The sequence below is a fragment of the Chryseobacterium sp. CBo1 genome (assembly GCF_001693475.1).
Taxonomy (GTDB): domain Bacteria; phylum Bacteroidota; class Bacteroidia; order Flavobacteriales; family Weeksellaceae; genus Chryseobacterium; species Chryseobacterium formosense.
Genome location: NZ_MAUH01000003.1, coordinates 75,556 through 87,930, shown reverse-complemented (window position 1 = coordinate 87,930; position 12,375 = coordinate 75,556). Strand labels below are relative to the sequence as shown.

General features: G+C 34.6%; 10 protein-coding genes, 1 tRNA gene and 1 pseudogene. 3 read left to right on the top strand and 9 right to left on the bottom strand.

Going from position 1 to position 12,375, the window contains the following annotated elements:
* Nucleotides 1-288 precede the first annotated feature (288 nt).
* Complete coding sequence (locus BA768_RS03680; RefSeq protein ID WP_065719745.1) at nt 289-2,082, bottom strand: M56 family metallopeptidase; 1,794 nt, start codon at nt 2,080-2,082, stop codon at nt 289-291.
* A gap of 2 nt (nt 2,083-2,084) precedes the next feature.
* The gene (locus tag BA768_RS03675; protein WP_065719744.1) at nt 2,085-2,456 is read right to left on the bottom strand and encodes a BlaI/MecI/CopY family transcriptional regulator; all 372 of its coding nucleotides are present in this window, start codon (nt 2,454-2,456) and stop codon (nt 2,085-2,087) included.
* 111 nt (nt 2,457-2,567) lie between these two features.
* On the opposite strand from BA768_RS03675, the gene BA768_RS03670 reads away from it, so the two are divergent.
* Nucleotides 2,568-3,767, top strand: a complete 1,200-nt coding sequence (locus BA768_RS03670; protein ID WP_034677597.1) for a PQQ-dependent sugar dehydrogenase — start codon at nt 2,568-2,570, stop codon at nt 3,765-3,767.
* 140 nt (nt 3,768-3,907) lie between these two features.
* Here the strand turns inward: BA768_RS03670 and BA768_RS03665 are convergent, their stop codons facing one another.
* The 4 genes from BA768_RS03665 to BA768_RS03650 all read right to left on the bottom strand — a co-directional run bounded on the left by BA768_RS03665 (nt 3,908) and on the right by BA768_RS03650 (nt 7,867).
* Nucleotides 3,908-5,284, bottom strand: a complete 1,377-nt coding sequence (locus tag BA768_RS03665; RefSeq protein ID WP_065719743.1) for a tryptophanase — start codon at nt 5,282-5,284, stop codon at nt 3,908-3,910.
* An 87-nt stretch (nt 5,285-5,371) separates the two neighbouring features.
* Nucleotides 5,372-5,965, bottom strand: a complete 594-nt coding sequence (locus BA768_RS03660) for a DUF502 domain-containing protein (RefSeq protein ID WP_177225359.1) — start codon at nt 5,963-5,965, stop codon at nt 5,372-5,374.
* Nucleotides 5,966-5,993: 28 nt separating this feature from the next.
* The gene (locus tag BA768_RS03655) at nt 5,994-6,575 is read right to left on the bottom strand and encodes a tRNA-(ms[2]io[6]A)-hydroxylase (RefSeq protein ID WP_034677600.1); all 582 of its coding nucleotides are present in this window, start codon (nt 6,573-6,575) and stop codon (nt 5,994-5,996) included.
* A gap of 200 nt (nt 6,576-6,775) precedes the next feature.
* Nucleotides 6,776-7,867, bottom strand: a complete 1,092-nt coding sequence (locus BA768_RS03650) for an acyltransferase family protein (RefSeq protein ID WP_065719742.1) — start codon at nt 7,865-7,867, stop codon at nt 6,776-6,778.
* A gap of 221 nt (nt 7,868-8,088) precedes the next feature.
* Here BA768_RS03650 and rplU point away from each other — a divergent pair.
* Both rplU and rpmA read left to right on the top strand, forming a co-directional pair.
* A pseudogene (gene rplU / locus BA768_RS03645) lies at nt 8,089-8,448 on the top strand (50S ribosomal protein L21); the annotation flags it as partial.
* Nucleotides 8,449-8,501: 53 nt separating this feature from the next.
* A complete protein-coding gene (rpmA, locus tag BA768_RS03640) occupies nt 8,502-8,759 on the top strand; it encodes a 50S ribosomal protein L27 (RefSeq protein WP_034677604.1) in 258 nt (85 codons plus the stop codon).
* A 411-nt stretch (nt 8,760-9,170) separates the two neighbouring features.
* On the opposite strand, the gene BA768_RS03635 is transcribed toward rpmA, so the two are convergent.
* The 3 genes from BA768_RS03635 to BA768_RS03625 form a co-directional block, all read right to left on the bottom strand.
* Nucleotides 9,171-11,699: a DUF5686 family protein gene (locus BA768_RS03635; RefSeq protein WP_228388279.1), complete on the bottom strand. Its 2,529-nt coding sequence runs from the start codon at nt 11,697-11,699 to the stop codon at nt 9,171-9,173.
* Nucleotides 11,700-11,957: 258 nt separating this feature from the next.
* Nucleotides 11,958-12,266 carry a GIY-YIG nuclease family protein gene (locus BA768_RS03630; RefSeq protein WP_065719740.1) on the bottom strand — a complete coding sequence of 103 codons (309 nt, stop codon included), beginning with the start codon at nt 12,264-12,266 and terminating at the stop codon, nt 11,958-11,960.
* A gap of 31 nt (nt 12,267-12,297) precedes the next feature.
* A tRNA-Asn gene (locus BA768_RS03625) sits at nt 12,298-12,371 on the bottom strand.
* Nucleotides 12,372-12,375 lie beyond the last annotated feature (4 nt).

The following is a 12,375-nucleotide window of genomic DNA, read 5'->3' as shown; positions in this document are numbered from 1 at the left end:
TAATATTTTATTCAGCTCGATTATGACAATTAACTATTTATTTTATTAAAAAACTGATTGTCCGCAGTATGCTATAATTAAATGCTGTTTTCTGTAATCATGATTGTTTCTTACCACAAAGTACACTAGGATTATCCACAAAGCTCAACTATTGTGTTCTTTGTGAAATCTTTTGTGCGCTTCGTGGTTAAAATCCAAGTATGATAATAACGGATATTTAATTTTAAAAATTAAACCGCAAAGCATCAACTTCACGGTTATAAAAAATATCTATTCGAAATAATATTTTTATTGCGTTTTCTTATAAATTTCAAAATTCATTGTTAATGGCAATTTGTATTGATAAGCCACGGTTTTACCATCTGCTATGGCCGGTTTCCAAGTTACATCCTGATTGGCTAGCTTTATAACACGGTGTGCTTCACTGTTGAACTTTTCGTTTTCGCCTGATGCCTTAATGTCTCTTACTTTACCGTTCTCGTCTACAACAAAGGTTATTGTTGTTTTTACAGTTCCTTCATCTCCTTTAAAAACAGAACCATCAAAATTCGCTGCAACAAGACTTCTCAGCTTATTTGCTCCTCCCGGAAATTCTGCAGGCGTAAGATTGGCTTCTTCTCCATAAGCAACATTTTGTATCTTTTTTTCTTCAGATTTTTTTGCTTCAACATTTCGTTTTACGGGAATAGTATCTTTTCCTTTAATGAATGCTTTTGCTTTAAAGCCCATGAAGACCTTTTCTTTTTCATTTCGATAATCTTCAAAATATTTGTTTGTCATTAAGTTTACCTGATAAGGCTCCGGATTTTTTGCACTTATTGCATTAGGATATCTTTTGCTTACAGATTGATGCGAAAAGTCTTGTGGCTTATACTTTTTAAGATTCTGATTTTGCGTTTTCTTACCATCAATCCACAAACCGTATTTCTTTGTGTTCATAAAATCATTGAGTTGATTTTGACTTACCTCTACTTTTTCAGATTTTTTTATATTGAAAAAATACAAAGGAGTTTCAGCCTGCTGTTCTTTTGTAAGCTTAAAATATAGTTCCTGCAACTTTGCACGATCTTCTAAACTAATTTTTCTATCAAATTCAGCATATTTTTTCTGTTCCAAGAGATTACTATATTTTTTGATAATCTGGTTGTACTCGGTTGAAGGATCATTAGAAAATATTCCAGGAGTTGCCTTCTCCTCAATTTGAGCTGAAAAATCATGATTCTCTTTCGCGTAAGTTTTTTCTGCAAAAACGATTGCTAAAACAGCAAAAGCAGGAATCGCAAGATATTTTTTTGCTTTTGCAAATTTTGAATTTTTACTTGTCATCATTGTAAATCTTTTTTTAGTGTTATTAAAATTGAATTGGTGAATCAATGGGAGGTTTTGTTGTTTTAAAATTTCCTGTAAAATCATCTCCCGGTATTTTTTTACATTTTTATTTTGAGAGATTACGCTCTCATCGGCGATAAACTCATGGTTGTTGAGCATCGCTTTTTTGTAGAAATACACAAACGGATTGAACCAGAAAACGGCTTTTATAATTTCCACAAAAAGAATGTCTGCAGAATGTTTTTGTTTAATATGAATTTCCTCATGGAGAAAAATGGTATCATCAATTTTTGAATCCTTGAAATAATTTTCTGAAAGATAAATCGTATTCCAGAAACTGAAAGGGGCTAAGTCTTTTTCAAGGAGAACGATTTTTCTATTTTGATATATTAGATTTCTTCCCTTCAATCTTTTGATTTTCAAAACAGAATGCATCATTTTTAAAACTAAAATTCCTGTGATAATAAAGTAAGCAATTACCAAAAAATTTGTGAAATTAAAGCTTTCCTTTTGGTCTATAATCTGAGTTTCTAATATGGGCTGTCCGGTTTCTTCTGTAAAGACCGTCTCCTGATTTTCTTGTTGAAGCTGTTTTGTTTCAATCGTTGCGAAAGGAATGCAAAGTGAAAATAGCAAAGCCGATAATAAATAGAAACGGTTGAATATAAATGTTCTTTCTTTTGCCAGGAATAAATAATAAAGTCCCAGCAAAGCTCCTGAACAAAGGATCATTTTTAAAAGAATTATTTCCATGACTAACCTTTTATTTCTTTATCGATAATATCACGAAGTTCTTTCAGTTGTTTCTGCGTCAGCTTTGAATTTGATGTAAAAAACGAAGCAAACTGCGTCACAGAGCTGTTGAAAAAACGGTCAATCATAGAAGTCATTTCTTCCTTGAAATATTCACCTTTTGCTACTTTCGGAAAGTATTCGCGTGAATTTCCATACAGTGTAAAGCCTACCAAATCTTTATTCTGCATTCTTTTTAGCAGTGTTGCAACAGTTGTTGCTGCAGGTTTCGGCTCAGGATACGTTTCCAGAATATCTTTCATGAATGCTTTTTCTTTTTCCCAAAGAATATCCATTAAAGTTTTTTCGGAATTGGTCAGTTTTATCTCGTTCATATTCTACAATATTTCATTTCGTTCTACAAATGTAGAATAAAAATTTAACTGTGCAAATGTTTTTATGGCATTATTTTTCCACTTTATACAAAAACCTCTTTTAATATTATTATGAAAAAACTACTCTTACCCATTTTACTGGCTTCAGCAACCACGATTGTTTCGTGTCAGGGAAAAGGAAAACCCAGCGAACCATCTGCAAAAGAAGAAAAACCGAATACAGATTACAAACCTGCTTTTGAAGGACAGACTAGAATTAAGCCTGTTAAAACTACTACAGCATTTAATGTTGAGGTTTTAACTAAAGATTTAGGCAAACCATGGGGAATCATCAATTTGCCCGACGGAAAGTTTTTAATTACTGAAAAAACAGGATTTATGAATGTTGTTTCTGCAGACGGAAAACAGATTTCAAAAATTGAAGGATTTCCAAAAGTAGATTCCAAAGGGCAGGGTGGAATGCTTGATGTTGCTCTTGACCCTGATTTTAAAAGCAATAACATCATTTATTTTTGCTATTCTGAACCTTATACAGGTGGAAATCACACTGCAGTTGCCAAAGGAAAATTATCAGCAGACATGAAAAACATTTCTGATGTAAAAGTGATTTTCCGTGCCACACCAACCTATGACGGCGATAAACACTACGGAAGCCGTTTGGTTTTTGATAAAGACGGAAATCTTTTTGTAAGTACCGGTGAAAGATCAGATAAAGAAACCAGAGTGTACGCACAGAAAACAGATAATTATTTAGGTAAAATTTTAAAAATTACCAAAGACGGAAAACCAGCTCCGGGAAATCCATTTATCGGAAAAGATGGCTATAAACCTGAAATTTATGCATTTGGAATCCGCAGTCCGCAAGGTTTGGCTTTGGATGAAAAAGGTCAGCTTTGGGATATCGAAATGGGACCGAGAGGCGGAGATGAAATCAATCTCATCCAACCCGGGAAAAATTATGGATGGGGTGACGTCACCTACGGAATTGAATACAATGGAGAGAAAATAAATAACGGAACAACGCAAAAAGCAGGAACTGAGCAACCTGTTTATTACTGGGATCCCGTAGTTTCCCCAAGTGGAGTTACATTTTACACAGGAAATATTGATGAGTGGAAAAATAATTTATTTATTGCCTGCCTTAGCGGCCAACATATCAACAGAATTGTATTGAAAGACAATAAGGTTGTTGGCGAAGAAAGACTTCTATTAGACCAGAAAGAAAGATTCCGTGATGTTTTGAGCGGAATGGACGGGAATTTGTATGGTGTGACCGACAGCGGAAAACTGTATAAAATTTCTAAGAAATAAATGTCTAGAAAAGAGTCACGAAGTGACGACTTTCTACAGGATAGGATGCAATCCTATCAACATTAAATAAGAATCAAATCATATGCAATTTGGGCGCAAAATCTTCGATTTTGCGCCCAAATTTTTATTTTAAAAAACAATTAAGCTTCTTCCAAATGAACGGTAAAGTGTCTTAAAATTTCAGGTTCCCAAGTAATATTGTATCCTTTTGAAATTTCGTTTCTTCTTTCGTACACATTTTTTACCGCAGCTGCAATATAATCCATGTGATTGTTCGTGTACGTTCTTCTCGGAATTGCCAAACGAACCAATTCTAATTTCGGATAACGGTTTTCTCTTGTTTCAGGATCTCTGTCTGCCAATAAAGTTCCGATTTCCACCGTTCTGATTCCTGCTTCTTTGTAGATCTCAAGACCTAAAGTCTGCGCAGGATATTCTTCACGCGAAACATTGGGTAAGAAATTTAAAGAATCAATGAAAACAGCGTGACCACCAATCGGCTTCTGTACAGGAATTCCGTACTCGATTAATTTATTTCCAAGATATTCAACCTGAGAAATTCTGCTTTCCAGATACGCAAATTCTGTTGCTTCATCTAGTCCGACAGCCAAAGCAGCCATATCTCTTCCTGCCATTCCGCCATACGTGATAAAACCTTCAAAGATAATCGTGAAATTAGATGCTTTTCTGAAAACTTCTTCGTTGTTCAATGCAATAAACCCACCGATGTTTACCAATCCGTCTTTCTTTGAACTCATCGTCATACCTTCTCCGTAAGAAAACATTTCTTTACAGATTTCTTTGATGCTTCTGTTTTCCTGTCCGGCTTCTCTTTTCTTGATGAAATAAGCATTTTCTGCAAATCTGGCAGAATCAAAAAATACAGGAATTCCGTATTGGTCTGAAAGTTCTTTTACTGCTTTCATGTTTTCAAGAGAAACAGGCTGTCCTCCTGAAGAATTACAGGTAATCGTTACCAAACAGAAAGGAATCTGCTCTTTCGGATGAGATTTGTAAACTTCTTCCAGTTTTTGAAGGTTGATATTTCCTTTGAATGGATGAAGGTCATTAATATCAAAAGCCTCATCAATGGTACAGTCGATTGCGTGCGCTTTTCTGATTTCGATATGTCCTTTTGTGGTGTCAAAATGGGAGTTTCCGGGAATTACATCTCCGTCTTTTACCAAAACCGAAAACAAAACGTTTTCAGCAGCTCTTCCTTGGTGAGTTGGCAATAGATATTTGAAACCTGTGATACTTTGTACTGTGTTGTGCAGTTGTTCGAATGAGCGAGAACCTGCATAACTTTCGTCTCCGGTCATCAATGCTCCCCATTGTCTGTCAGACATCGCTCCTGTCCCAGAATCTGTTAAAAGATCAATATAAACCTGTGAAGACTTTAGGTTAAATAAATTGAATTTAGCATCTTTCAGCCATTGTTCTCTCTCTTCTCTCGTAGACTGACGGATTTCTTCCACCATTTTGATACGAAACGGTTCTGCATATGGTAATTCCATGTGATATATTTTTTAGATTTATTAAAGAAAAATTTAATTGAAAATGAATTCAATCATCAGATGTATTTAAAGAAATAAAAAAGAACTTTATTCAGGAGCTTTAAATATATTTTCATCCGAATGAAAACCTGCAACGCCACCGCTTACTGCAAATTTCATTGCCGAAGCAGCAGTCATTCCGACCACAGGTTTTATATTCTTTTCTTCTGTAATAATTACCCAGCCGGAAATTGCATACGAATGCGGAAGATAAACTGCCACATAATTGTGTTTTTCAACATCTGCCATTTCTTTTTGGGTTAAAAAACCGATTCTCCAGATTTCAGGATTTTCGTTGGTTTTTACCCAAACCGGATCACTGAATTTTTTCTTGTCTCCGACGAATGAAGACATCACATCTTTTGTTGGCGAATAGATATGTTTGATGCCCGGTGTTTTTTCTAAAAGTCTGTCAACCGCATCCACAAAAAATCTGCCGACTACAAACTTGTTTCCTAAATAGCCCAATAAAGCTGTTAGCAATAAAGTTGATAAAAAAACCAACCCCGGAATTTCTCTTGCTACCGACGGAATAATATTATCAATGGAAGTAATGACCGACCAGATCACGAAAATTGTCAGTCCGATCGGACCAATAATAATCAATCCCTGAAAAAAGTTTTTCAGGAATGCGTTGGTCATGCTTTCAAAAGTCGGTTTTTTCAAATGTTTATCCGTGTATTGATTCTTTATTTCCGTAAGACTGAATGATTTTTGCTTCATATTCCAGCCACTCTTCCCATCTTTTATTTACCTGTTCTGCGTCGCCGAGTTGTCTTGCAAATCCGATAAAAGTGGTGTAATGATTGGCTTCAGAAATCATCAGTTCTTTATAGAATGTTTTTAATTCTTCGTCTTTAATATTTTCTGTTAAAACTTTAAATCTTTCACAGCTTCTGGCTTCAATCATTGCAGCAAAAAGCATTTTGTCTATAATTAATGTGTCTCTGTTTCCTCCTTTCTGTATGAAATTTACCAATTCGTTCACATAATCATCTTTTCGGGTTCGCCCAAAAGTGTAGCCTCTTTTAATAATAATCTGATGAACCTGATTAAAATGCTCCAGTTCTTCCTGAGCAATCGCCAAAAGTTCCGTTACAATTTCCGGATATTCCGGAAGCATCGTGATCAGTCCGATCGCATTGGTTGCTGCTTTTTGCTCGCACCAGGCATGATCGGTTAAAATTTCCTGTAGATTTCCTTCTGCAATATTTGCCCATCTCGGATCGGTGGGAAGCTTCAGCTTAAACATGACTTAAAAAATTTCTGTAAAATTAAAATAATTTGTAATAAGATTGAGCGTTTTTATTTTCACGCTCAATGTTTTTGTTATTTTAACGCAAAGGTCGCAAGGTTTTTTGGAATACTCTACGCATATTTTTTAAGTTCGCAAAGGCGTTTCACTCAGCCAAGAACACAAATGTTTAATATTTTACATTAAAAGTTTCAAAATTACTTCGAAGCGGTTTTTAATCTTAAAAATTCCAAAATTTTCCAGCCGAATGCATCAAATTTCTTTAAACCTGTTGCGATAATGAAGGCTAAAATTACATTCACTATATAAATTAAAACCATTAAAATCCACCACGGCATATTTTCTTTTAAAGGAACAACCAAGAAATAAACCAGTGACGAGCTGATTCCCTGCCCGAAGTAGAAAAAAATAGCATTTTTACCGATGTGAGTAATGAAATTTTCTTTTGTAATTTTTAATCTATTATATAACACAAATAAGGTTGTCAAAGAAAATAAAGACCAAATAATATAAGGTATTTTCGGCGGGAATTTTTGCTTATTGATTTTAAAGAATATATCATTTCCAAAATACCAGAACATCCAGATCAGTGCAGCAGCGACCAATCCGTAAAGTACAGGAATTATTTTTGTCGGAATTGTTTTTCCTTTCATTTTATTGGCAACCAGAAATACAGTCATATAAAATGCTACATAACCGACTTGTCCGTTCGGATATATTTCCGGGAAAATGTTGAATAATAAAGTTAGGGCAATGCAGATTGCGATAAACCAATTGATGTGTTTTGGGAAAAATCTTAAAATTAAAACTCCGAAAACCGTTAAAATAAAATAAACTTTAAGATACCAGAAACTTCCCATCACCACCGGAAAAGTGTCTGCATTGGTATATTCATGCAAATACCAATTTCCCAGATTTTGCCATTGTGGAGCGGTAGAAATACTTGTTGCCGCATATTTCGAACCGAAAGTAGAGTAGAAATTCTGCAGCCATTCGAGTGAGAAAAAAGTGAGGCCAAAAATTTTAAAGAAATAATCTAAAAAGAACAGCAACGTTACAAAAATCATGTAGGTAATCTGTAGTTTCAGTAATCTGTAAAACGTTTTTTCAATATTGGAACCTGAAGTGATTCCGCTTAAGGCATAAAACAGCGCAACATCAAAAACCAATGAAAATACTCTCAGCTCAGGAATAATATAAAATTGTCCCGACCAAAATGCGGTATGGATAAAAATAATGGAAAGGGTTGCTAATCCTTTAGCAAAATCAATGTAGAGATCTCTGTTCATCTAATTGTGGAATAATTTTCCAAAAGTACAAATAAAACAAGAGCGATTTAATTTCAGTTGATTTATTCAAACTTTAAAAGGTAAAAAACAAAAATTATAATATAGAAATACTTATCTTGAATCGTTTTAAAAGAAAAAATAGAAAAATTCTCAAAATCATATTGTTAGTGACTAAAAAATCATTACATTTGCACCTCGAATTAACTAAAAATTTATAGACAATGTTTGCAATTGTAGAAATAGCAGGGCTTCAATATAAAGTTGAGCAAGACCAGAAGTTGTTTGTGAACCGTTTGAAAGGAGATAAAGGAGGGAAAGTATCTTTCGATAAAATCTTACTTACTGTAAACGGAGCAATCACTGTAGGCGCCCCAGCTGTAAACGGAATCACTGTAGAGGCAGAGATCTTAGACCATGTAAAAGCTGATAAAGTAATCGTTTTCAAAAAGAAAAGAAGAAAAGGTTACGAAGTGAAAAACGGTCACAGACAATCTCTTACTCAGATCAAGATCACTGGTATTACAGGATTTGATGGTAAGAAAGCTGAAAAACCAGCTAAGAAAACAACTAAAAAAGCTGATGCTGAAGCAGCAGAAAGCGCAGAATAATTTAAACCAAAAAACCTTAGAATAAAATGGCACACAAGAAAGGAGTTGGTAGTTCCAAAAACGGTAGAGAATCTCACTCTAAAAGATTAGGCGTGAAAATTTTCGGTGGACAAGACGCTATTGCTGGTAACATTATTATCAGACAAAGAGGTACTCAACATCACCCAGGTGAAAATGTTGGTATGGGTAAAGATCACACTTTGCACGCTCTTGTTGACGGTAAAGTAGTTTTCAGAAAGAAAGCAAACAACAGATCTTACGTATCTATTGAACCAAACGCATAATTAAAAAGCGTTTTATAAAAATAAAATCCTCAGCATTTTTGTTGAGGATTTTTTATGCTTTATGAGTTTTTAGATTTCTTTTCTTGCAGCTTAGATAGAAATAATATTTCTAAAACGCCAATTGACCACCAGACTGGATATTTAAATATTAGATACCAAAGATTAAAGCCATCAACTATTGTAAATTTTTTATAAATGTTTCTGGTTTCAATTGTGTTTGATAGATAAGGGATTAATATAAAGAAGAGTAAGAATGTAGATGTTTTTGTAAAGTGATTTATCTTAATGCTTTTTCTGTTTCGAAATATATAAATGTTGATTATACTATTAAAATAAGGAAAGCAATATCATAATATGTAAATGACATAAAAGGCTTTGCTGGTTCATTAAAGAAATACATTGTCAAAAGAATTAAAATCCAAACTGGAAACCTGCTTTAATTCCAAACTTCGAAGCATCCGGTCGGTCTAAATAATTTCCTCTCCAGTTGAAATCTACCCTGAAAATTCTGATATTTCCGAAACCAATATTTTCGATACCAAAACCATATTCGTAATAGATCTGCTGATCAGGTGCAGAATACTTCAGATTATCTACATTGATATTTTTCGAAGCATCGCTTAAAGATCCGTAAGCCCCTCTGATAAAGGCAACTTCTCTCAATTTCAATTTCTTGATTAAAGGAATGAAAGACAGGATTTTGCCATTAAAATGATGCTCAATATGCATTGTTGAGTATGTGTCGGCAACAAATTCATAATAATTCAGCTGGGCAAAAGTATTGGGAACGATTCCGTAAGATTGGTTTCCGGGTATGATATTCTGTAAAGCCAAAGGAACCGTATCAAAGTTTTTTCCTGCCTCAAAACTAAATAAAGTTTTGCCCCAACTTCCTAAAAGAATAGGTTTGTAAAACATGAACTGCAGTTTATTATAATTAAAATCTGCATTAAACAGGCCTTCAATACCTCTCGTATATTTTAAAACAATCGTTGGTGCTAAAGTTCCGTGCTCGTATCGGTCAACTCCGGTTTGTGAAAACTTCGCTCCTGGTCTTGCAATGAAACTGATTGTTACTCTGGAGTCGTTTGTTGTTTTTCTTAAGTCACCGTTTCTGTAATACATAAGATTAAACCCATCAGGATTAGCCGATTTAATGCTTTGCAATGTTCCGTCTACTCTTACCTGAAAGTTTTTCCAGGGTTCAATAGAGGTGAAGAAACTGGTTTGGTTTACCGAACTTAAAGATGCATTTTCTCCTCTTGCAAAAACGGTTGAAGAAGCAAATGAACGAGATAAAATTCCGTCTTCTGTCGTCAGTTGTACTCCAAGCTGAGTAATGTCTCTTTTCGTTCCCCCACCGATCATAAAACGGTTAACTCTGTTAAACATATAACGTCCTTCAACGCCGTATTTGAATTGTTTATCTTTAAAGCCATAAGCGTTATAAAACTCAACTCTCCAAGGATCATTTTGCGTGAAATAGGTTCTTGCTCCCAATCTTATTCTATCGCCTTCTACTTCATTTTTACCGTAAATTGAGGTGATGGGGCCCAAATCGATTCCTTTGGTCACATTATAGTATCTTGAAGCTAAAGTTTCAGTCAATTTTACGATCCTGTTGAATTTTGGAGTGTGCTGCAGTTTATCAAGCATTTCGTATACACCCTGTTCCTGTTTTGAAAGTGAATCAGGTCTTGCAGTTGCCCAGAATGCTTCATCTTTGTCTACAAACCGATCATCATATTCTTCTTTTCTTCTGGTGAAAACAGAATCTGCCAAAGGTTTATTAAAATCATACTCAGAATAATCTACAGATCGTTTGGCAATGATGCTTTTTGCACTTTTCTTTTTTGAAAACGGCGTCATCTCAATTTCTGTAACGAATTTTTTTGGAAGAAAAGTTTCGTCATCCGGATTGTCATATTCCAATTCGGTTGAAATTGCGTTGATGAAATTAACATTGATCTTATTTGTAGATTTTAAAGTAGCTCCTAAAACCGCATAAGAATCGGTGTCGATATAAAGATAACCCTGAAATGCCAAAACCTCAGTTCTTCTTGGTTGATACCTTATTTTGTAGGCATTTTCTCCGTTCACCGAAATAGTATCCACTAAATTATAATCATACGTGCTGAAACCATCGGTTCCGACAGGACTTGGAAATCCGATATCGAAATAATTTAAGGTGTTATCGTAAATATTGATGTCACGATAAAGGTTTTTAGCAGTAAGAGTAATGACCTGATTGTCTTGAAATCCCGATGTTTTTTGTGCAACTAAAAGCCTCTTATTCTTTTTATTTGGTTTGTTTTCTCCAAAATTCTGATAAATGGATTCGTTGAGAAATACAGGAAGTGCCATTTTCCCGCTGGCTGTAGAATCTGCGTAATCAAAAATAAAATCTAGCTTATTAAAGATTTTGCGATTCATAAAGGTGCTGTCGAGATTGTTGGCGTCAAACTGAATCTTTTCGTATTCTTTATAAGTGTAAGTATTGAACTTTTCCAAGCCGTTGTTTCGCTTGCGCTTCCATACTTCCTGCATGATTCGGTAAGCAGGGTTTTCTTTTTTACTCTTGTATTTCGTTTTCTCGTTATGAATCACTACTTCTTCAATGCTGCTTACTTTTTCCTGAGAAAGTTTTATAATTAAATTATTGGCATTGTCAGTGGAAATATCTACAGTTTCAAATGCATAGCTTTTCCTTGAAAATTTTAATTTATAAATGATAGAATCAGATTGAACGGTAAAATTGCCGCTTGTTGTTGTAAGCGCTGATTTTTGGCTTTCATTAATGAAAATTTCAACACCACTGATTTCCTTATTGGTTTTTTCGTCAATAATTTTTCCGGAAACTGTAGTTTGTGCTTGTAAGAGTCCTGTAATAAGGAGAGAAATATATAGGAAACAGTATTTTAAAAAGTTGGTTGGCATCATTCGTTTCTTCGAGCATTTAGCTTAAACAAAAAGTGTGCTGATTTGTTGAAAACATAAAATATTTTTATAAAAATTAACAATCATTCACAAAACTGCAAAGGTAACGAAAATAAGCTTATGAATATTGCGCCAATACAACGATTGTTTTATAAAAGTAATAATGATTTTGGATAGATTTAAAAATAAAAAAGACCTACATTTCTGTAAGTCTTTTTTTGCTCCTCCTGCTGGTTCAGCAATTGCGGAAGACCCCTCTGATTAATCCCGAAGTATCGGGACTCTAACCAACTGAGCTAAAATTTCACTTAGTTGTTGATTTTCATCACATAACTTCTCCAAAAACTTTCTGGATTTTTGTTTTTTAATATATCGTTCGAGAGTTATTGCAGTTGTTTTGTCGCTCGAGGCTTCGAAAAGAGCAACTATTTTCCACGGACGAAATTTTCGGGTGAAAGTATTAAAGTCTTCTTGCTGGTTATGTTTCAAAAGCCTTTCAGCCGGAAATTGTGTATAACCGATGTAATATTTGCCTGCTGACTCTGAAAATAAAATGTAGATGTAGTACATAAAAAAACCGTAATCGATTGACTACGGTTTGCTCCTCCTGCTGGGCTCGAACCAGCGACCCTCTGATTAACAGTCAGATGCTCTAACCAACTGAGCTAAGGAGGAATTT